Source organism: Pseudomonas sp. NY15354 (assembly GCF_048068075.1).
In the GTDB taxonomy this organism is placed as follows: Bacteria; Pseudomonadota; Gammaproteobacteria; order Pseudomonadales; family Pseudomonadaceae; genus Aquipseudomonas; species Aquipseudomonas guariconensis_C.
Window position 1 is genome coordinate 1 of record NZ_JBLUPV010000049.1, and the last position, 21,431, is coordinate 21,431.

17 protein-coding genes are annotated in these 21,431 nt (G+C 64.4%); 7 read left to right on the forward strand and 10 right to left on the reverse strand.

The window, feature by feature from the left end; translation table 11 throughout:
* Positions 1 to 499: 499 nt before the first annotated feature.
* The 7 genes from ACNFCH_RS25135 to ACNFCH_RS25165 all read right to left on the reverse strand — a co-directional run bounded on the left by ACNFCH_RS25135 (position 500) and on the right by ACNFCH_RS25165 (position 8,039).
* A complete protein-coding gene (locus tag ACNFCH_RS25135) occupies positions 500 to 1,465 on the reverse strand; it encodes an acetyltransferase (protein ID WP_416744369.1) in 966 nt (321 codons plus the stop codon).
* A 10-nt stretch (positions 1,466 to 1,475) separates the two neighbouring features.
* Positions 1,476 to 2,264, reverse strand: a complete 789-nt coding sequence (locus ACNFCH_RS25140) for an SDR family oxidoreductase (protein ID WP_416744371.1) — start codon at positions 2,262 to 2,264, stop codon at positions 1,476 to 1,478.
* Between the two features lie 31 nt (positions 2,265 to 2,295).
* Positions 2,296 to 3,471, reverse strand: coding sequence for a sulfotransferase family protein (locus ACNFCH_RS25145; RefSeq protein WP_416744373.1), 1,176 nt, complete (start codon positions 3,469 to 3,471; stop codon positions 2,296 to 2,298).
* Positions 3,471 to 3,845, reverse strand: a complete 375-nt coding sequence (locus tag ACNFCH_RS25150) for a hypothetical protein (protein WP_416744375.1) — start codon at positions 3,843 to 3,845, stop codon at positions 3,471 to 3,473. The genes ACNFCH_RS25145 and ACNFCH_RS25150 overlap by 1 nt, the downstream gene beginning before the upstream one ends.
* Complete coding sequence (locus ACNFCH_RS25155; protein WP_416744377.1) at positions 3,767 to 4,582, reverse strand: hypothetical protein; 816 nt, start codon at positions 4,580 to 4,582, stop codon at positions 3,767 to 3,769. Before ACNFCH_RS25155 ends, ACNFCH_RS25150 begins: the two co-directional genes overlap by 79 nt.
* 108 nt (positions 4,583 to 4,690) lie before the next feature.
* Positions 4,691 to 7,408: an RHS repeat-associated core domain-containing protein gene (locus tag ACNFCH_RS25160; RefSeq protein ID WP_416744379.1), complete on the reverse strand. Its 2,718-nt coding sequence runs from the start codon at positions 7,406 to 7,408 to the stop codon at positions 4,691 to 4,693.
* A 130-nt stretch (positions 7,409 to 7,538) separates the two neighbouring features.
* A complete protein-coding gene (locus tag ACNFCH_RS25165; RefSeq protein ID WP_337160378.1) occupies positions 7,539 to 8,039 on the reverse strand; it encodes a hypothetical protein in 501 nt (166 codons plus the stop codon).
* A 436-nt stretch (positions 8,040 to 8,475) separates the two neighbouring features.
* Between ACNFCH_RS25165 and ACNFCH_RS25170 the strand changes: the two genes are divergently transcribed.
* From ACNFCH_RS25170 to cysN, 3 genes are all read left to right on the forward strand, one after another.
* The gene (locus ACNFCH_RS25170) at positions 8,476 to 8,946 is read left to right on the forward strand and encodes an SRPBCC domain-containing protein (RefSeq protein ID WP_337160379.1); all 471 of its coding nucleotides are present in this window, start codon (positions 8,476 to 8,478) and stop codon (positions 8,944 to 8,946) included.
* Between the two features lie 93 nt (positions 8,947 to 9,039).
* Positions 9,040 to 9,954, forward strand: a complete 915-nt coding sequence (gene cysD, locus ACNFCH_RS25175) for a sulfate adenylyltransferase subunit CysD (RefSeq protein WP_337160386.1) — start codon at positions 9,040 to 9,042, stop codon at positions 9,952 to 9,954.
* A complete protein-coding gene (gene cysN / locus ACNFCH_RS25180) occupies positions 9,954 to 11,846 on the forward strand; it encodes a sulfate adenylyltransferase subunit CysN (protein ID WP_337160380.1) in 1,893 nt (630 codons plus the stop codon). The genes cysD and cysN overlap by 1 nt, the downstream gene beginning before the upstream one ends.
* Positions 11,847 to 11,891: 45 nt before the next feature.
* Here cysN and ACNFCH_RS25185 read toward each other — a convergent pair whose 3' ends face one another.
* On the reverse strand, positions 11,892 to 13,505 hold the full coding sequence (locus ACNFCH_RS25185; RefSeq protein WP_337160381.1) for a phosphoethanolamine transferase: 1,614 nt from the start codon (positions 13,503 to 13,505) through the stop codon (positions 11,892 to 11,894).
* Between the two features lie 640 nt (positions 13,506 to 14,145).
* Between ACNFCH_RS25185 and ACNFCH_RS25190 the strand changes: the two genes are divergently transcribed.
* A complete protein-coding gene (locus ACNFCH_RS25190) occupies positions 14,146 to 15,294 on the forward strand; it encodes a helix-turn-helix transcriptional regulator (protein WP_337160382.1) in 1,149 nt (382 codons plus the stop codon).
* 7 nt (positions 15,295 to 15,301) lie between these two features.
* Here the strand turns inward: ACNFCH_RS25190 and ACNFCH_RS25195 are convergent, their stop codons facing one another.
* Positions 15,302 to 16,180, reverse strand: coding sequence for a helix-turn-helix transcriptional regulator (locus tag ACNFCH_RS25195; RefSeq protein ID WP_337160383.1), 879 nt, complete (start codon positions 16,178 to 16,180; stop codon positions 15,302 to 15,304).
* 351 nt (positions 16,181 to 16,531) lie between these two features.
* Between ACNFCH_RS25195 and ACNFCH_RS25200 the strand changes: the two genes are divergently transcribed.
* The gene (locus ACNFCH_RS25200) at positions 16,532 to 16,774 is read left to right on the forward strand and encodes a hypothetical protein (protein WP_070094445.1); all 243 of its coding nucleotides are present in this window, start codon (positions 16,532 to 16,534) and stop codon (positions 16,772 to 16,774) included.
* A 70-nt stretch (positions 16,775 to 16,844) separates the two neighbouring features.
* A complete protein-coding gene (locus tag ACNFCH_RS25205) occupies positions 16,845 to 17,837 on the forward strand; it encodes a 5'-nucleotidase (protein WP_196163487.1) in 993 nt (330 codons plus the stop codon).
* Position 17,838: 1 nt separating this feature from the next.
* Here ACNFCH_RS25205 and ACNFCH_RS25210 read toward each other — a convergent pair whose 3' ends face one another.
* Positions 17,839 to 19,470, reverse strand: a complete 1,632-nt coding sequence (locus ACNFCH_RS25210) for a hypothetical protein (RefSeq protein ID WP_337160384.1) — start codon at positions 19,468 to 19,470, stop codon at positions 17,839 to 17,841.
* A 187-nt stretch (positions 19,471 to 19,657) separates the two neighbouring features.
* Between ACNFCH_RS25210 and ACNFCH_RS25215 the strand changes: the two genes are divergently transcribed.
* On the forward strand, positions 19,658 to 20,935 hold the full coding sequence (locus ACNFCH_RS25215; protein ID WP_337160385.1) for a bifunctional O-acetylhomoserine aminocarboxypropyltransferase/cysteine synthase: 1,278 nt from the start codon (positions 19,658 to 19,660) through the stop codon (positions 20,933 to 20,935).
* Positions 20,936 to 21,431 lie beyond the last annotated feature (496 nt).

Below are 21,431 nucleotides of genomic sequence, written 5' to 3' on the forward strand. Positions count from 1 at the left end.
CTCTCCCGCGCCCGAGGCGTGCTGTCGACCTGAAATCCCACGGGGCTGCTGCGCAGCCCTTTCGCGGGCGACCGGCGCGCCCCCCCAAAAAGCGCCCAACGGGGGGGGGCGGGGGTGGGGGGTGGGGGGGGGGGGGCGGGGGGGGGGCGCGGGGGCGCCCGGCCCCCGCGAAAGGGCCGTGCAGCGGCCCCAGGATGTGGCGGATGGGGGCTGCGTTGCCCCCCTCGCAAGCTTCGCCAGCGCCTATACGTGTTTGCGCCGATTGTCAGGTCGACGCTTGGCCTTGTTCTGTGATGCCTTCTTCGCGGGTAAACCCACAGGCTCACCGACAAGCCCTGGAGCACCGCCGTATCTGTAGGAACGGGCTCAGCGATAGTTTCAAGGTCTCAGGAGAATCTGTGGGAGCGGGTTCACCCGCGAAGAAGGCTGCGCGGTGGATGGCGGTTGTAGGCGCTGGAGAAGCCTGCGATGGGCCGCGAGGCGGCCCTTGGGAGGGGGATCAGCCGGGGTAGCAGGCGGCCAGGCGCTCGGCGAGTGCTGGCAGTTGTGCGGTGTTCAGACGGTTGATGCCTGCGGCACGCACCCGGCCACCACCGCTGGGGAACTGGCGGCAGAAGGCGTCGGCGGGCCAGAGCGCGCCGTCCGGCACGCGCAGGCTGAACATCCAGTCGCCATCGGGCTTGGCGCTGAGCAGCCCCAAGGCACGCCCCGGTTCGGCGGCGGCCAGGTCATTGGCCAGCACACCGCTGACCCGCCGCGCCCAGGCCTGCTCCGGCAAGCGGAACAGGCGCATGCCCTGCCCTTCGCGCCACGGCGACAGACCTGCGGCAGCGGCCATGTCGGCGGCGTAGCCTGCGCGCAGCACGGCAAAGCTTTCGCTGTGCTGCACGAAATCCAGCGGGTCGGCATAGGGCAGCAGCTCGGCGGCCAAGGCCAGCGGGTCGAAGTGCAGGTCAGCGACACTGTCACCATAAGCGTTGTAATTGAGCAACTGGCCCAGCTCCGCCAGCGTCGTCAACTCAGGCTCGCCCAGGCCGTGGCGCTGCGCCAAGGCCCGTGCAGGCCCGGCCATGCCATCGCCAAACGCCGCCACCACCGCCCAGCGATGGGCCTTGCCCTGCAGCCAGGTGTCGACCAGCAAGCTGGTGCACACGTGCGCCGCCGTGTCGATGTGTGCGTCGAAGGCCGGGTGCTGGGGCAACTCACCGGGAAAGTGATGGTCGAAGTAACGCACCTGGACACCGTCGGCCAGCAAGCGCTGGACCTCTTCGCGGTTCTGCTCGTGGGCGATGTCCAGCACCGTCACCCGTTCCCCCGGCCGGGCCTTGACCCGGCCCAGCAGCGCGATGTCGCGCTTGACCCCACTGACCAAGCGCACGCCTGGGTCGAGCTCGCCCGCCAGACGCAGCTGCTGCAGGGCGCACAGGCCATCAGCATCGCCGTTGAAAGCGCAATGATCGATCATGTCCGCCTCCTCAATACATCACTTCGCCGCCATTGGCGTCGAGCTGCGCGCCGTTGATCGCGCTGGCATAGTCGGACGCCAGGAACAACGCCGCGCGGGCGCACTCCTCATCGGTGCGCATGCGCCCACCGGGGATGCCTGCGCTGAACTCAGCCTTGGCCTGGGCCTCGCTGATGCCCCGTGCCTCGGCACTCTGGCGCACCACTGCCTGCACCGGTTCGCCCCACATCCAGCCGCAAGCCAGAGCGTTGACGCGAATGCCATGCACGGCCTGCTCGCTGGCCAGATAGCGCACGCTGGCGGCCAGTGCCGCCTTGGACGCCGAGTAGGCCGCTCCCCCTTGGTAAGGCTTGCGCACACCGAGCGTATTGATCATCACGATGGCCCCCTCGCCCTGCTCGCGCATGGCCGGCAACACCGCCCGGGACATGTTCAGCGAGCCCAGCAGGTTGACCTCCAGGGCCTCGCGCAGCGGCGCGTTGTCGGCCTCGTCCACGGCCTGGAAACCACCATGGGAGAACGCGCTGTTGACCAGGGCATCGATGCGCCCGAAGGCGCGCAGGGTGGCCTCGGCGAACTGCGTACAGGCCTCGGGTTGGGTGATGTCGGTGGGCACACACAGCACCTCGCAATCGTGGCCCAGGGCGAGAATGCGGGCGCGGGCGTCTTCCAGCCGTTCGGCGCTGCGGGCACCGATGGCCAGGGCGCGGGCACCTTCGCGCGCCGCCTCCAGGGCCAGCTTGATGCCAAGGCCCGGGCCAATGCCGGAGATCATCACGACCTTGTCCTTCAATAGCATGGTGTATTCCTCTTCTTGTTGTTGTGGGATATCAGGCGCGGGCGCGCAGGTGGCGGTTGCGGTATTCGGCGTAGTCGCGCTGCAGGATGGCCTCGGTCAGGCCAAAACGCTCGGCAGTGTACTGGTGGCTGGCGCGCTTCTCGCGGCCGTTGTCGGCCAGCCAGCGCACGATGGATTCGCGCACCCCATCGCTCAAGTGCAGGCCAGCGAACTGATAGATGCGCTCGACCACCGCCAACGGCTGGCCAAGGGTGTCCTCGAAATGCACATCCAGCACACGCCCTGCGGGCAAGTGCTCGCGCACGTCCATGGCATGGCGCAGGGCCCGGGCCATGCGGCGGTTCCATTGCTCGCCGACGGCCTCGGCATCGGCCTGGTCGCTGTACAGCTGCCACAGGGTATGGATGAAACTCGCCAGTGACGGGATGGTGCTGGCGGGCTCGCGGTGGGTGAGGATCACCTGCGCGCCGGGGAAGACCTGGATCAGGCATTCCAAGGTGTGCAGGTGCTGCGGGCTCTTGAGCAGCCAGCGCTTGCCCGGTGCGATACCGCGCAGCCCCTGTTGCCATTGCAAGAACTGCAGGCAACGCTTGAGGTACTGGTACACCTCGGTCTGGTCCTGGCGGTCGAGCCAGGCGGTGTAGCTGGGCACGTTGACGTAAGAATCCATGGCACACAGGAAGCTGTGCTCCATCAGCATGAACTCTTCGTCGGCCTGCTCGGCGTCCAGCGGGTGGATAGCCAACAGCTGCGGCAGGTGCTCGACCATCGCCGCGACCTCGGCACGGGCACGCTGGATGCGGGCCTCAGGCTGGGCCGGGTCTTCGCCGGGCAGCGGCGCCGGGTAGCGCGTCTCCCACCACTGGGCTTTGCTGAATTGCGGATCGACCGCCAGGGTGCGTTGCAGCAAGGTGGTGCCGGTGCGCGGCAGGCCGACGATCACCAGCGGGTCGTCGATAGGTTGCGCCAGGATTTCAGGGAAGCGCTTGCAGTGGTCCTCGACCACCAGGCGGTTGGCCAGTTGCGCCACGAGCTTTTCGCGCAGCATGCCGCGACCGGCGGGCGACAACTGGGCCTCCTGTTCCAGCGCCTCGGCCAGTACCGCCAGGGCCTCTCGGTAGTTGCCCGGGCCGAAGTCCTGCAGCCCGCCGGTACGGGCGCTGGCGTCGGCCAGCAAGCGATCAGGGGCGAATTCACTGTTGATCATCAGGCAAGCTCCTCAAGCTCATGCAGCTTCACGACGCGGGTGTTGGGGTGGACGGGGGTTTTCGCGCCGACCCAGCGCAGGCACAGGGTGCCGTGGGGGTGGCCGGCGGTCTGCAGCCAGTTGGCAAAGCCCGGGTCACGGGCGCTGAGCACCATGCGCAGGCCACCGTTGTCGTCCAGCTGGGCCGAGTGCTTGTTCAGGCAGATGCGGTGGTAGCGGTAGTCCAGCGACTCCATCCAGTAGTTGTTGATCTGCAGGTTCCAGAAGTCGCACGCCGGCACCTGGTCGACCTCGATCAGCAGCGCCTCGTCGTCGGCCAACGCCCAGTAGCTGTGGTAGTAGAAGATGTTCGGGTCGCCCCCACCGACTGACACAGCGCCTGGTCGGCCGGCGGCAGCTCATTGGTGTGGGCCTGGTAGCCCTGGGCCCAGTCGGCGAACAGCCGTGCGGTGTTCTCCACGAACGAGGCCGCGCGTTGCAGGCCTTGCTGCAGGAAGGCAGGGTCCAGCGGCGCGGGCACCTGATCGGCGTCCAGGCGCTCGATGTGCAGTTGCGCCGGCTGCTCGGTGGCGCGGTCGAGAAAGGTCTGGCGCACGATCAGCGCGTTGCTCTCAGGTTCCAGGCGCAGCCAGTTGCCGGAGGCTTGCGGGTATTGGCTGAGGATGATCTCGAAGTTGCCCTGGGCATCGAGCTCAAGCTGGCCGGCGTCGATGAAGCCGGTCTGGATCATCTTGCCGTCGGTCTCGTAACCACCTTTCTGCGTGCCGAAGCTTAGGTAAGCGACGCTGCCACGATGGCCGCTGACCCGGTAGCGCTGGGCACCATTGAGCCGGGCATAGCGGTACAGGTTGTCGGGGTTGTCGGCGCCGATCTTGGCGGTTTCGTGGGAGGGGGTGATGAAGCCTGGGAAGTCCGGGTCGGCGAACTCCAGGTGCATTTCCAGGGCGATGCGCAGCAGGCGCGTAAGGTAGCGAAAGCCCTCGGCGCGGGTCTGTGCATCGGCCGGCGCCTCGGCGCGCAGGATCTGCTCGCCGCTGCGCCTTAGCTGTTCGCAGAAACGGTTCCAGGTTTCACCGCTGCACACCTGCTGCTCGATCGGGTCGTTGGCCATGATGGTCTCCTTGGGGGCGGGATGCCGCCGGTTGGGAGACCATAGGAATTGCGACCCTCGGGGTACTACGTCCGAGCGGACTAAAAGCCCTGGAGGCCACCTGGAGCACTATCGTGTCTTCGGCGCGTTCCACCTCGGCCCGACGGGTCTCAAGCGGGCTCCCGGCTCGGAGATGTTGGCGCCGATCACATAACCGGAAACCGATACGCTGACCGCGACATTCACCCGGGTTTGCTGGTCGTCATAGAGCACCGAGTAAACAGGACGATTGGTGCCTTGCGTACCGATGTGTTCGCCTTTCGTCACGGCGTTGATCACCAGTTCCCGGATCTGCTCGTTGCTGTTGGCCCCAACCCTGTGAAACTCTTCGACGTGACGGCCTATCACGTGATACATCCCGCCCTTCATGCCCACGTTCTGGATGTAGACATACAGCCCGGTGCTCCGGTCCACGCCGACGGCCTCGATATCCCGTGTTGAACTGGCACCCTGGGCGGTCAGCACGCGTTTGACCTTATCGCCTGGCTCCCGGTTGCTGATCAGGCCGACCGCCTCCTTCAACTGGCCTTTCCTGGCCGCCCATTTCGACTCTTTCATCACATCGGCGATCTGCTTTTGCGTCGCCATGCCTGCCACGTCGACAGGTGCCAGGGTTTGCGGCTGAGGCGCAGCCGCAGTGCCGGGGATGGCTGGGCTGTTCAGGACCTGTGGCCGGGGTGCTCCACCCCACGCGCTCCTGGCGGGCGGGGCCGCATTCCCTGTGGTGGCCGGTGCCCCTGCCGAGGGGCGCCCGCGCGCCCAGGCCGACGCACGGCCAGCACCCCAGGCGTTGGGGTTGGTTTCCATCAGGCCCTGGTCGTCGACCCGCGTCACAGGGTTGTTCCGCACCATCGAAAAGGTATTGAGCCCATCCACGGTCCCGGCCGGGTCCGGGCTCAGCCATCGGCCTACCCATGGCTGATAGTAGCGGTACCCGTAGTAGTACAGCCCCGTCGCATCCCGCTCCTTGCCCGAATAGCGAACCGTCTTGTAGCTCGCCTCCACCGCGTTGCGGTGAGTCCAGACCGCCGTACCGCCGTAGGGGTAGTACTCTTCCTGGCTGATCAGGCTGCCTGCGCCGTCCACTTCGAGCGCACTGCTGCCCAGCAGGTTGTCGTAGCTGTAGCGCACCTGGTCGTTGGCGAGGTCGGCGGGCTTGCCGGCGATCCAGTGCAGCACCCGCACCTGGGCGCGACCGGCCTCGCCCACGGTGATGACCTGCAAGTTTTCGCTGAGCTTTTCGGCCTGGTGCGTGGTGCGCAGCTCGAGCCCGGGCAGGTAGGTGACCTGCTGGATCTGCGTGGTGCCGGCGGCCTGCCGGGCCCAGGTTTTCAGCACCCGTTGGCGGTCGCTGTCGTAGCGGTAGCTTTCGTGGTCGTCCTGGCCGCTTTCGCGCTTCACAGGCGTGACCTGTTGCAGTTCCCCGCGCGGCGTCCAGGCCAGGGGTTGACCCGGCAGCAGCAGACGCTGCTGACCGCCTGCGCGGAACAGCGCCTCCACTTCGGTCGGACTTTTCGCCAGCGTGCTCAGCACCGCGCGGTTGCTGCGATCGCTGACCGTGATGTCGGTGGTATGGCTGTTGCCGGTGGCCGGTGCGTTGTGACGGATCTGGCTCAGGTTGCCCGCCGTGTCGTAGGTATAGGTGCGGGTGTAGCGGATCGTGGTACCGGGATCGGCCATCTCCCGCCCGGTGGCGCTGACCAGTTGATAGAGGCTGTCGTAGGTGTAGGTGTTTTCGGGCAACACCTTCTGGTTGCGCCAGAAGCGCGTGGCTTCGGCGTCGTTGCGCACGCTCAGTACATTGCCCACCGGGTCGTAGGCGTAGCGCAGGTCCTGCAGCACTTTGGCGGTGCCTGTCCGACGCTCGGTCTTGATGGCGGATAGCCGCTGGGTGTCGGGCTCGTAGGTGTAGGTCGTCACCACCCCGTTGCCGTGTTCCTCGCGCAGCTTCTGGCCGGCAGCCGAGTAACTGAGGGATTTGACGATCACCTGCTCGGCGCCGCCCTTGAGCATCAGCCAGCTGCTGGCGAGCTGGCCGGCCACGTCGTAGGCCAGCCGTTGCCGGTGACCTGCGGCATCCTGGGTGCTCAGCACTGCCCCGGTGGCATCGGTGGTGGTCAGGGTGGTGTGGGCGACAGGCTCCAGCCCGGCGTCGTCTTCGCCCTGCCAATCGGCGACGGTGTCGGGGTTTTCGGCGTCCTTGAGCAGTTGTCGGGTCACCGAGAGCGGCACGCCGGTCAAGGCCATGCGCTCGGTCCTCACCCGCCCGGCGGTGTCGTAGTGGCGAATGCACCGGCCAACCAGGTTTTGCGCCTGGGCTTCTGGCGTGGGGCCCGCCCAGACCAAGCGTTCGATGATACGCGCCGGCGCACCGGCCACCTGCTCCGTCACGCTGATCGGGCGGCCCGGCAGCGAGGCGTCCTCGTACTGCCAGGTGCGGGTCACGGGCGGGTCGTCCTTGTCGGGGCTGACGTTGTGCAGGGTCAGGCACGGCCTACCGGCGACATCGCTCAGGGCCAGTGATGTGCCGGCATCGACGCTTTGCGTGCGCAAGACCTCGCCGGCGAGGCTCGTCAGGTAGGTGAAGTTGGCCAACCCGGCCTCGTGCAAGCGCGGGTCGGTGCTCTGGGCCAGAAAGCCACGGGCATCGTGGCGATGGTAGGTGATGCGCGTGTCCGTCACTTGCGGGGTGTCGGGATGGCGGTGGTAGACGACATTGCGTACAGGCAAGCCGCGATTGTCCAACACTGTGACGGTGGGTGTGTTGCTGAATAGGGAAATGTTCAAGACTTGCTCCTTCAGTCATAACGAGATAACCCGCCCCTTTTCAGCATCCTAAGCCCCCCCACATGCAGTGAAAGCTCAGCGATCTAACAGCCTTGTGGTTTGCCCCCTTCTCTCCGGGCGCCTGTTTCTCCTACAGCGGATTCCACCGAGCCTCCGGTGCGCGTGTCGTGTCGTCAGGCTGCGAGATGTTCGCGCCGATGACATACCCATTGGCAGAGACACTGACGGCAACCCGCACCAATCCACAGTACTGGACCTCGTAGACCGGACGGTTGCGCCCTTGCGTGGCAACGTGCCTGCCCGTTGTCACTGCATTGATCACCAACGCCCTGATCTGCTCGTTGCTGTAGGCACCGACTTTATGGAAGTCATCCAGGTGCTTGCCCACGACGTGATACATCCCACCCTTCATCCCAGCGTTCTGGATGTACACATACAGCCCGGTGTCCTTGTCGCGCCCTACGGCCTCGATTTCATGGGTGCTCTTAGCGCCTTGTGCGCGCAACACCCGTTTGAGTTTTTCACCTGGCTCACCGTTGACGATGAGGCCGGCGCCATGGCCGAAACGCTCCTTCCTGGCCTGCCACGCCGACGCCATTCTGGCTTTTTCCACATCTTTCGCTGTCGCCATGCCAGGAAAGTCCTGTGACGGTAACCTCGGCGAAGTCGCCGCCCTCGGCCTCGATTCCCCCGCTGCATTCGCCTGCGTCGCGGGAGGCGACGAAAACAACGATTGCTCGCGCGGCCTGCTCCAGGCTGAGGGTGTATTGCCGTTGGGTAGCATGTCCATGATTCCTTGTTCAGCGTTCAGTGGCGTGGGATTGTTCCTAACTTTCGATCAGAGTTCTGCACGCGCACTGCACCACAGCAGGCTGATTTTGCCGCCTTTCATACGGAACAATGCCTAGCCACCAGTAGGATTACTTCGGCCCTGTCGACATGACGCGCTGCGATCTCATCCAAACGGACGAGGAGCGCCTCATCGCAACTGGCGACGATCCCCCGTTGGGCCACCCGGCTCTCCCGCGCCCCCTCCGGGTGTGGGGCCACCCAACGAGGACACCTTGATGACAACGGAAAAAAACCTGGTTCGCTCCGTCACCGTGGACATCGCCGCCCCCGCCGAACTGGTCTGGTCGATCCTTATCGACCTGCCCCGCTACCCCCAGTGGAACCCCTATACGGTCAAGGTCGAGTCCACCTTGCGCCTGGGCGAGCCGGTCAACCTGTACCTGCCCAACCCCGCCCAGCCCGGTGAGCTGCTGCACGTGATCGAGCACCTGGCCGACTTCGAGCCGCACCGCCTGCTGGCCTGGGAGATGCACGCCAGCGCCAACAACCCCGACGCCGCCCGCCGTGAACAACTGATCGAACGCACCGGCCCAGAGAGCTGCCGCTACCACACCACCGACCAGTTCCTGGGCCCGACCGCCGACACGGTCATGGCCAACCACGGCCCCTGGGTCAAGCAGGGCTTCGACGCCGTGGCCTTGGCGGTGAAGGCCCGCGCCGAGTCGCTGCACGCCGCGGCGAGGTGATTTTCACGCCCTCGGCGCACTTCGTCCGAGCAGACGAAGAGGCACCGGGGGCGCATTGCCTACCTTGGCGTCAACCGGGCCCGAGCCCGGACGATCACGAGGAGGTATCCAATGTTGACTCATCTGCAATGGCTGGAAGCCGAGAGCATCCAGATCATCCGCGAAGTGGTGGCCGAGTGTGAAAACCCGGTGATGCTCTATTCCATCGGCAAGGACAGCGCGGTGATGCTGCACCTGGCCATGAAGGCCTTCGCCCCGGGCAAACCGCCCTTCCCCCTGCTGCACGTGGACACCACCTGGAAGTTTCGCGAGATGATCGATTTTCGCGACCAGACCGCCAAGCGCCTGGGCCTTGAGCTGCTGGTGCACATCAACCCCGAAGGCGTGGAAAAGGCCATCGACCCTTTCACCCATGGCTCGGCGCTGCACACCGACGTGTGGAAGACCCAAGGCCTGAAGCAGGCCCTGGACAAGTACGGCTTCGACGCAGCCTTTGGCGGCGCGCGGCGCGACGAGGAAAAGTCCCGGGCCAAGGAGCGGGTGTTCTCCCTGCGCTCCGAGCAGCACCGCTGGGACCCCAAGCAGCAGCGCCCGGAACTCTGGCGCCTGTACAACACGCGCAAGCGCAAAGGCGAGAGCCTGCGGGTGTTCCCGCTGTCGAACTGGACCGAGCTGGACATCTGGCAATACATCTACCTGGAGCAGATTCCCATCGTGCCGCTGTACTTCGCCAAGGAACGCCCGGTGGTGGAGCGCGACGGCACCCTGATCATGGTCGACGACCACCGCCTGCCGCTGCGTGACGGCGAAACCCCCGAAATGCGCAAGGTGCGCTTCCGCACCCTGGGCTGCTACCCGCTCACCGGCGCCATCGACAGCGACGCCGACGACCTGCCGGCGATCATCAGCGAGATGCTGGTCAGCCGCACCTCGGAACGCCAGGGCCGCCTGATCGACAGCGACTCGGCCGGTTCCATGGAGAAGAAAAAACAAGAGGGGTACTTCTGATGAACGCCATCACCCACGCCCAGCACGACGAACTCACCCCCTACCTGCAGGCGCAACAGCACAAGCAACTGCTGCGCTTCATCACCTGTGGCAGTGTCGACGACGGCAAGAGCACCCTGATCGGGCGCCTGCTGTACGAATCCAAGGTGCTGTTCGAAGACCAACTCGGCCAGCTCGAAGCCGACTCGAAAAAGCTCGGCACCCAAGGCGATGAGCTGGACTTCGCCTTGCTGGTGGACGGCCTGGCCGCCGAGCGTGAGCAAGGCATCACCATCGATGTGGCGTACCGCTTCTTTGCCACCGACAAGCGCAAGTTCATCGTCGCCGACACCCCGGGCCATGAGCAATACACCCGCAACATGGTCACCGGCGCCTCCACCGCGGACCTGGCGGTGATCCTGGTGGATGCCCGCCAGGGCCTGCTGACCCAGACCCGCCGCCACAGCTACCTGGTGTCGCTACTGGGCATTCGCAAGGTGGTGCTGGCGATCAACAAGCTCGACCTGATGGATTACTCCCAGGCCGTCTTCGATCGCATCGAGGCCGACTACCGCGCCTTCGCCGCGCAGATCGGCCTGGATGACATCCAGTGCATCCCGCTGTCGGCGCTGCGCGGCGACAACATGCTCACCCCCAGCCCGAACACCCCGTGGTACACAGGGCCCAGCCTCCTGGCGTACCTGGAGGACGTGCCACTGGAGCAGGCCCGCGCCAGCGAAGCGCCGTTCCGCCTGCCGGTGCAGTGGGTCAACCGGCCGAACCTTGATTTTCGCGGCTTCTGCGGCAACGTCGCCGCCGGCAGCGTGAGCGTCGGCGAGCGCATCCGCGTGCTGCCTTCAGGCCAGCAGAGCGAGGTCAGCGAAATCCTTGGCGCCAGCGGCCCGCAGCAACGCGCCGAGTGCGGCCAGGCCGTGACCCTGGTGCTCAAGGACGAGATCGACATCAGCCGCGGTGACCTGATCGCCCTGGCCGACGCCCCGCCCGCGGTGGCCGACCAGTTCGAGGCCACCCTGGTGTGGATGGACGAGGACGCCCTGCTGCCCGGGCGCCCCTACCTGATGAAGATCGGCTGCCGCACCGTGGGCATGAGCTGCGCCAACCTCAAGCACCGCGTGGACGTGAACAGCCTCGAGCAACTCGCCGCCAAGACCCTGGAGCTCAACGGCATCGGCGTGTGCAACCTGCACCTGGACCGGCCGATCCCGTTCGATGCCTACGCTGACAACCGTGACACCGGCGGCTTCATCGTCATCGACCGCCTGAGCAACCGCACAGTGGGCGCCGGCATGCTGCACTTCGCCCTGCGCCGCGCGCAGAACGTGCATTGGCAAGCCATCGACGTCAACCGCGAGGCCCACGCCGCGCTCAAGGGCCAGAGCCCGCGGGTGCTGTGGTTCACCGGGTTGTCGGGGGCAGGCAAGTCGACCATCGCCAACCTGGTGGAGCGCAAGCTGCACGCCCTGGGCCGGCACACCTACCTGCTCGACGGCGACAACGTGCGCCACGGCCTCAACCGCGACCTGGGCTTCACCGAGGCGGACCGGGTGGAGAACATCCGCCGCGTGGCCGAGGTGGCCAAGCTGATGCTCGATGCCGGGTTGATCACCCTGGTCTCGTTCATCTCGCCGTTCCGCGCCGAGCGCGACATGGCCCGCAGCCTTGCCGGGGATGGCAATTTCCTGGAGATCTTCATCGACGCGCCGCTGGCCCTGGCCGAGCAACGCGACCCCAAAGGGCTGTACCAGAAGGCCCGGCGTGGTGAGTTGAAGAACTTCACCGGTATCGACTCCCCCTACGAGCCGCCGGTGAACCCGGAGCTGCACATCGACACCCAGCGCGAATCGGCCGAAGCCGCCGCCGAGCGCATCGTCGAAGCCTTGCTCAACCTCTGAGCGAAGCGGGCGCGGCGCCACGCCGCCGCGTCCGCACCTGACGTTTCAGCGGGTGCCGAACTCGAACGAGGGCACGAAACCCGAGCCGAGCAAGTAGGGGCAGTTCGAGGCGACGAAGTCGTCGCTGAGCATATCGTCCGCACTGTTGTAGCCGTCGGTGTACACCCCGGTGAGCCCCAGCAGCGTATGCGGCAGGGACGAAATGCTGACCGGTTGATCTTCGCGTTGCCGCAGTTTTTCCAGCTTGGCGCTCTGGTGCCGCGACACGTTGTCGGTGGCCCAGACGAAGGCCGAGACCGACAGGTCGTATTCATTGCCGATGCCATGGCCCAACAACCCACGATGATCGTCCATGAGGTTCTCGCCGTGATCGGAGGTGTAGACCAGCACTGACGGCTTATTGCTGGCTTCCAATTGGTTCATCAGCGTGTGCAGGAGCCAGTCGGTGTAGAGCACAGTGTTGTCGTAATGGGCGGTGATCCTGTCCTTGGCGCTGTCGGTGGCGGGCTGGAACTGCCTGAAGCTGTCCGGATACCGGCGCGCATAATCGAAATGGCTGCCCTTGATATGAATGAAGATCGCCCGCTTGGCTGGGGGCGAATGCAGGATTTGCTCGTGCACCGGTAACAACGCGGCGTCATAGCTGCGCTCGAAGTACTGCCGGCTGTGCGCTTCGGCGGCGATCTGCGGAATGATCCCACCAAAGCTGTCGACCTCCTGGACGGACAACCAATGGGTCTTGTAGCCCGCCGCACGGTAGATGCCCACCAGGGATTTGGTCGAGGCGATCTGGTCCCAGTCGGAGATCGGCGACAGGCTCAGCATCGACGGCACGGCGAACGAGGTATAGGGCGCGGTGGTGCACATGCGGTTGAATTTGAACAGCCCCAGGCGTTTGTCCAGGTTCGGCGTGGTCGGTTTGTCGTAGCCGTAGAGCGACCAGTTGTGCGGCCGTGAGGACTCACCGATCACAAAGACGAGGGTTTCGATGTTCGAATCGTTCGCGACGCGGGTGATGTTGACCGCGGAGTCCTGGCGCTGCTTGATGTACTGCAGGGTTTCGGCATGCAGGTAGGCGGTCAGGCCGATCTGCGACAGGTAGCCCACCGGCGTGCTCTGGTCCTTGGCGGCCAGGTCCAGCACGGCACCTTTGCCCAGCGAGTTGAGCTGGATGGTCTTGTAGAAGTACGCGCCGTACCCCAGCAGCAAGGCGCCCAGGCTCAGGGCGAACAGCAACCGGTTCTTGGGCAGCTTGCGTCGATACAGGCCGGCCAACCCCAGGCCGTAACAGGCCATGAATACCAAAAGGACGAAGGCGATGGACTTCCAATAGGTCAGCAGGAAGTCATTGGCCTCTTTGTAGTTGGTCAGCCCGATGAACAGGTAGGCCGCCGTCAACCGGGAATTGAAATTGAGTGTCAGGAACAGGTCGATGGTGGCCAACAGATAGAACGGCAAGAGTACGACGTGAAGCTTGAACTGGTTGGATGACGCGAAGCGGATCGCCGCCAGCCACAGCACCGAGATGGCAATGGTGTAGAGCGCCAGCAGGTCGATCTTGGCGTATGGGTTGGCGAGGGTCCGGATGAAAATGGGCGACAGCAGAAACGCCCAGAGCACCAGGTTTGGCCATTCCTGCTTTAACGTGGGTATCTTCATTTTTTAGTTATTCTCGACGGGCGCCCATGGGAGGGTGCTTACCTGAGCAATAGCCAATTGCTGGCATACGAACGAGCATAGATCATCGAGCTTCTCCTTGGATGGAGGCGCTGACGGTTGGGGCTGCGTTGTCTGCCCTGGGCTCTCAAGGCAAACCACGCTGCAAGAAGCCCCCGCAGAAGGGCCGGATTTGCGTAGCTTTCTTCGCGGGTAAACCCGCTCCCACAGGCACAGCGGTGTTGTCGAGAACACCGCAAACCTGTGGGAGGTACGGCGGTGCTTCGAGGCCTGTGGTTGAGCCTGTGGGAGATTCTAAGGTGCCGGACAAGCTCGAATCGCCTTCGGTCGGTATTCCTTCACTTTTCAGCCCGTGCAAACACCAGCCCTGGCGCAGTTCCCACAGGTACAGCGGTGTTGTCGAGAACACCGCAGAACCTGTGGGAGCGGGTTTACCCGCGAATAGGGCAGAACTGCCTACAAATATTCAGCTTTTTGCCACGCGATGGTCCAGGCGCCTCCACCCGGCCTCCTGAGCTCGCGATTGGCGGCCGTATCTGTACATGACAGTTAGTCCAAACAGACGATTTACCCGACGACTCCCCCATCAATACTGCCCTTCCCGATACCCGCGAGGCGCAGCATGATCGCTCACCATCCGGCTCCCATCGCCACCGACGCGCTCAGCGCCTTGCTCGCCCAGGTCTATCAAGGCCCCCTCGAGTCCACCCCCTGGGGCAGCTTTCTCGAACAGCTACGCCAGCGCCTGGACGCCAGTTTCATCACCCTGGTGCTGCGCAACCCGGAGCACGAACGCCCCGGCCTGATCGTCAACGCCTCCAGCCATGGCCCACTGCTGCCGGGCGAGCCGTCCTACAGCGAGTACTACTATTCCATCTGCCCCTTCCTCGACTGGCCTGCCGATCAAGTCGCCACGGCCGACCAGGTAATGGGCAGCGCGGTGTGGCTGGCCCATGATTTCTACCGCAACTACCTGCAGCCGCTGGACCTGCGCCACGTGCTGGTGGCCAACATGGTGACCAACGCCGGCATGCACTGCGCCCTGTTCGCCAGCCGCGGGCATGCCGGGGCGGACTTCGATACCGAGGAAATCGCCCTGGTACGCCTGCTGCTGCCCCACGTGCAGCAGGCCGTGGACCTGCACTCGGCCGTGGACCAGCTCGACTCCGAGCGCCAGCTGTATGCCGCGACCATCGACCGCTTGATGGTCGGCACGGTGATCCTCGATGAGAACGGCCGCAAGCTGCGCTGCAACCGCGCGGCGCAGCGCTTGTTCAATGAAGGCGATGGCCTGGTGTGCCGACAAGAAAAGCTCTGCGCCTACCTCAACCACGAGAACCGCGCCTTGCAGCAGGCGGTCCAGACCGTGCTGCGCCAGCGCCAGCGCGGGTTGGACGAGCTGGAAGTGCTCACCCTGTCCCGGCCCAGCGGCCAAATGCCGCTCAACTTGTTGCTGCGGCCCATCCCCCTGAACTACCAGGCCGGCAAAGGCACCCGCAGGCCGGCGGTGGCGCTGTTCATCCGCGACCCGGCCGACTCGCCCCAGGCTTCGCGGCACCTGTTGCGCAGCCTGTTCCAGCTCACGCCCATGGAAACCGAGGTGGCGATGCTGGTGATGGATGGGCAGACCCTGGACGAAACGGCGGACTTGCTGCACGTGTCGCGCAATACCGTGCGCGCGCACCTGCGCGGGGTGTTCGCCAAGACCGGCGCCACACGCCAGGCGCAATTGGTGAAGACCTTGCTCAACAGTGTGGCGTCATTGGGCTGAACACCGTTCAGTCAAAATGCAGCCAGGGGCGCAGTGCGTCCCGGTTGGCCAGCACCAACTGCTGGGCCTCTGGCTTTGGATCGTGCACGTTGGGGTTCACGTGGAAGCGTCGTACCACGTATTTCACCAGGGCCTGGCGGCTGGGGATGACCAATTGCCCGTCGATCATGCCGAAATCCATCTCGATGATCGCCTTTTGCGCCGCATTCAGGCGCTCGTCCGGCTTGAAGATCACATCGATCCGGGTGTTCCACTCCTCGTCCTGCTCACTGCCGTTGTCGGTCTGGTCATCGCGCAGTTCCGGCTCGCCGCGAAAACGGCTGAGCACGAAATCCCGGTATTCTCGGTTCTTCTCGCAATAGGCCCGCACGTGCCAGCGCATGCCGGTGTAGACCAAGGTGTGCGGTGCGATGGTGCGGCCCTCGAGCTCGGGGCTGTTGAATGACACATAGTCGATGTCCAGCCGCCGCTTCTCTCGACAAGCCTTGAGCAACGGCCGCAGCACCTCGGGCCTGACCGAGCGATCGGGCACTTTCAGCACCTCGGTATGGGCATAGGCCAATGCCAGGCCTTCGATATGCGGCGCGCGTTCGTTGTTCTGGTTGAGCAAGTTGAGGTAGGCACTGGCGCTGTCGTCGATGAACAGCGGCTTGAACTGCCGGGTCGGCACGTAGCCCTTGAGCTGCTTGTCGTAGACCAGGTTCTTCGAGGCGTAGTCGGTGATGTAGGTGTTGATGTCCTTGGAGGCTTGTTGGCGGCTGATGCCGAAGCTCTGGATCAAGTGATTGGTGGTCAGGCGCCCTTCCCACCACACCACGGTCTCGATCAATCGGTAGCGCAGGGCCAGGTCCCAACGGGTTTGCTCCATACGTTGCGTGCGTTTCATCGACTGTCCTTGGCCTGCGTTTGGTTGGATGACGTGTCGCCAAAGACTACGTGTCTTGGCGGTTGCCAATCAAGAGACTAAAACATGTAAACAAAACGGACATATCGATGTGCCTTGCAGTCTTTCGCATCCACTCCCCACCAGGTGTGCGCCAGCCCAGGTGCACCGTGGCCCAGGTGATATCACATCGCCTCCACTCGATGAGCCAAGCCTATGAAGTCGGGCCTGCGAGCAGGCCTTGAACCTGCGCAATTGCTTTACCTGTACAAGTCTCCATTATCGACATGTAGTGAAACTAGACATATCGTTCGACCTGCATACACACCCTTGCTCTTCTCAAGGAAGCGAAACATGGAGAACATTGATCTGGTCCTGCTTGGCGTCACCGCTTTCATCGTGTTGATGCTTGGCCTGCAGCATGCCCGGCTCAGCGAGATCTGGCGGCTTTTGCGCAGCAACCGCGAACTGGAGCGCACCGCCCGCATGCAAAAGCAGGAAAACCGCGAACTGCGCAGCGCGCTGCGTGCCGAGCGGGAACATGTGGCACAGTTGCAGCGTCAGGTCCACCTGTTGCTAGGGGTGGCGCCGCTGTGAGGATGGCCTGAGGATGTTGGCGCCGCTCTGCAGCCCAAAAGGCTTTGATACCGTTTTTCAAGGAGGCCGCATGCCCTACCCCATCGAGCAGAAACTTGTCGTCGGCGTCGCCTCCAGCGCGCTGTTCGACCTGACCGTGTCCGACGACATCTACAAGACCGAAGGGGTCGAGGCGTACCGTCAGCACCAGGAGCAGAACCTCGACGAGCCCTTCCCCAAGGGCGTCGCCTTCCCGTTCATCCGGCGCTTTCTGAGCATCAACAAAGCCTTCCCCGCGCAATTGCCGGTGGAGGTGGTGCTGCTCTCACGCAACTCGCCCGAGACCGGCCTGCGGGTATTTCGCTCGATCGACCACTACGGCCTGGACATCACCCGGGCAGCGTTCATGTCTGGCCGTTCGCCCTATGAGTACATCCCCGCCTTCAATGCATCGCTGTTTCTGAGCGCTCACGAAGAAGACGTCCAGCGCGCCATCGATGCCGACTACCCCGCCGGCCTCGTGCTGCCCACGCGCATCTACGACGATGAAATCGACACCGAGCTGCGGGTGGCTTTCGACTTCGATGGCGTGATCGCCGATGACGAGGCCGAAAGCGTCTACAAGCAGCATCACGACCTCGATGAGTTCCTGGCCCACGAGCGCGACCGAAAGGCCATCCCCCATCAGCCGGGCCCGCTGGCGGACCTTTACCGCAAGCTCTCGCACATCCGCACCCTGGAGGACCAGAAACTGGCCCAATGTCCGGATTACCAGCGCATCCTGCGCATCGCCATCGTCACCGCGCGCAACGCGCCATCCCACGAGCGGGTGGTGACCACCTTGAAGAATTGGGGCGTGTCTCCGGACGAATCGTTCTTCCTGGGCGGCATGGAAAAAGACCGGGTGCTATCGATTCTCAAGCCGCACATGTTCTTCGATGACCAGCGCAGCCACCTGACGTCGGTGGCCGGGGATCTGCCGATGGTGCATGTGCCGTTTGGGGTGGCGAACAAGCGCCGGGAAGCGGGCAACGCGCTGGCCGAACCTGCACCGTTGCCCGTGGTGACCTCGGATAACGGCTGAGTTATTCCCGGTAGCTCTCGATCAGGGCGTCCAGATCGCCGTCCTCGAGTTCAATGAACTCGCCGGCGGCGGCTTCGTGGATCAGGGCGGCGAATGCGGGGCTGTATTCCGGGTCCTGTGCTACTGCCCCCGTAACGCCGATGCACTCCAGTGCTTTGAACAGCTGATCGTCGAGATCCGTGAGGGTCTGGCCGAAGAACGTCTCGAACAACTCGGTCGGGTGTCCGTTGGCGATCAGGTCGAAGTGCTCGCCCAACGTGCGACCTAATCTGAGGATCAACTTTGCCGTGCTCTGTTTACCCGCGAAGCCTGCCCGGAGGATGAGCTCTGCAGCGGGTACCGAATGTTCACGCGCCATTTCCGTCGCACGACCAGACAGATAGACATTCACCAGATACACCTGTTCGTATTCATCGCCAGCGATGAACTCGGGGATGCCACCGCTGAGCACTTCCAGGCCCTTTGCGCCGCCGTTGGCAATGGCCTCGATTTGCGGGAGGCTGAATCTGACAATGTCGAGTTCGCTGTGCTTGAACGCCGTGGCGTAATCCCGGGCAGTGCTCGGCTCTCGCCCTTTGACTTGTACCTGCCACTGCCTGAAATCGGACAGTTCGACGCTGTAACCGGCGCCCTGGCTGCACTCGAGGTAATCCCAGAAGACCTGCGGAAACACCGTGCTGGGTTGCACCCAAGTTCCACGAAGCCTTCTGGTTCGCTTGCCCGCTTTGACCGCATCGCCTGGCACAGCAATCACATCGGCATCCGGCACCAGGCAACGCAGGTCATAACCGATCATGAACAGCGCCGCTTCGAAGCAGTGGCTGCGCTCGGCCAACGAGCCGGAAAACATCCCAGGCAAGCGCGCGAGCACCGCCTGGATGATCCACCCTAGCTCGACCTGGCTTCGTGCCCAGATGTGGTCCGTGACCTTCGAGGTGAAGAACCGCGGCGCAGCCGCGTAGCCAAGTTCGCCCGGATCACGTATCTGCTTGCCCCGCGCGGCACCGCTGGGGAACTTCAGTTGCGCGCGCCCTTGGGCATTTTCCCGGTAGCGTGCGTACAACATGGCAATGGCCGCGCCGACACGGCTGTCATAGATCGGCGAGCCGGTCGTGTCGATCAGGGCATGGATCTTGGTCAGCCCCGCGTCGAAGCGCTGGATGCTGCGCTCGCTCAGGTCCGAGAGTTTTTGGTCCGTATCGAGGCTGAACAACGGCCGGCACGCATTTAGGTACTCGACCAGTTTGCCCTTGCGTCGCAATTCGCCAAGAAACGGTACGGCTCCCCAGACACCGCCCCATTGCAACACCGCGCGGCAGGCCTTGTAGGTCGCATCGTCACAACCCGAGGCCAGCGCGCTGGCCAAGCGGCTGCGCAGCAGATCGAGCGAGGCCTTGGTGCTGACCCAGTCCGTGGAAGCGACCCACTTCCCGGTCTGGTAGTCCTGCCACCCCGCACCCCACCGATAGGCCGCATGCACCTGCTCCAGGCCCACCACTTGCAGATCCAGGCCACCCCTCACCTGCTTGCTGCGCCGCAAGCGCAGGTGCACCTGCAGATGCCCAAGCGTTGCCTGGAGCCACTCGATGAAGCCATTCACATCCGGTTGCGCGAGAAACGTCGTCCGATCCATCTGCTTGCTGCCCTGAAAAGTCGCTGCGTTGATTGACCGCCAAGGTACAGCAGCGCCGCGCACGCACCAACGGTGAGTATTCATACACGTCAACTTTTCGAGCAGATCATCCGCCTTTGCTCACCTTGACCACCCTCCCCCCAGCCTCCATGCTCAAACGCTTCCACCACGACTCAAGGATCGATACATGAAGCTGGAAACCCTGGCCATCCACGCGGGCTTCAGCCCCGACCCGACCACCAAGGCCGTGGCCGTCCCGATCTACCAGACCACCTCGTTCGCCTTCGACGACACCCAGCACGGGGCCGACCTGTTCGACCTCAAAGTCGCCGGCAACATTTATTCGCGCATCATGAACCCCACCAACGACGTCCTCGAGCAGCGCATGGCCGCGCTGGAAGGCGGCGTCGGCGCGCTGGCCGTGGCTTCGGGCATGGCCGCCATCACCTACGCCATCCAGACCGTCGCCGAGGCCGGCGACAACATCGTCTCGGTGGCCAAGCTCTACGGCGGCACCTACAACCTGCTGGCCCACACCCTGCCACGCATGGGCATCCAGACCCGCTTCGCGCCGCACGACGACATCGCCGCCCTCGAAGCGCTGATCGACGAACGCACCAAGGCGGTGTTCTGCGAGTCCATCGGCAACCCCGCCGGCAACATCGTCGACCTCCAGGCCCTGGCCGACGCCGCGCACCGCCACGGCGTGCCGCTGATCGTCGACAACACCGTCGCCACGCCCATCCTGTGCCGCCCCTTCGAGCACGGTGCCGACATCGTCGTGCACTCGCTGACCAAGTACATCGGCGGCCACGGCACCAGCATCGGTGGCATCGTCATCGATTCCGGCAAATTCCCCTGGGCCGACAACAAAGCACGCTTCGCCCTGCTCAACACCCCCGACCCGTCCTATCACGGCGTGACCTACACCGAAGCCTTCGGCCCCGCCGCCTTCATCGGCCGCTGCCGCGTGGTGCCGCTGCGCAACACGGGTGCGGCGCTGTCGCCGTTCAATGCGTTCTTGATCCTGCAGGGGCTTGAGACCCTGGCCCTGCGCATGGAGCGACACACCGAAAACGCCCTGAAGGTCGCGCACTACCTGCAAGGGCACGAACAGGTCGCCTGGGTGAAGTACGCCGGCTTGCCAGACCATCCGGAGCACGCACTGGCGCGCCGCTACACCGGCGGCAAACCGGCGTCGATTCTTTCGTTCGGGATCAAGGGCGGGCAAGAAGCCGGGGCGCGCTTCATCGATGCGCTGCAGTTGGTGGTGCGCTTGGTGAACATCGGCGATGCCAAGTCACTGGCCTGCCATCCCGCGTCCACCACCCATCGCCAGCTCAATGATGAAGAGCTGGAGAAAGCTGGCGTGCCACGGGACATGGTGCGGTTGTCGATCGGGATCGAGCACTGCGACGACATCATCGCGGACCTGGCGCAGGCGCTGGAGGCGAGCCGCGGGTGATGACTCGCTATCGCTGACAGGCCCCGACTCCATAGGCCCTGCGCTGTTGTCTGCCACGCCGCGGGAGCGGCCAGGCAGGAACAACGCTTTTGTGTTGCGGCACGGGCCTATTCGCGGGTAAACCCGCACAGGTTCACCGCTGCCCATGAGAGCGGCGCTGTACCTGTGGGAGCGGGTTTACCCGCGAATGGGCCGGCACAAACAACAAATAATTAGCTTGTTTGCCGTTGCCGTTGATGCGCGATGGACCAGGCACCACCAATCGCGACCTCAGGAGGCCGAGTGGAGGTGTCTGGAGGGGCAGGCGCGTAGCGCCCTTCGGCGAGAGCCGAAGTCGCGAGATGGAGGCTGGCGCAGCCAGCCGGAGGCCGCGAAGCCCCGCAAGACACCGCAACGAGGGAATCCCGGCGCGCAGCGCCGGGGCCGGATGTGGGAGCCAGGGGTTTTTGCCTACTTTTGCCCAAGAGAAAAAGTAGGTCGCCGTAAAGGCGAAAAG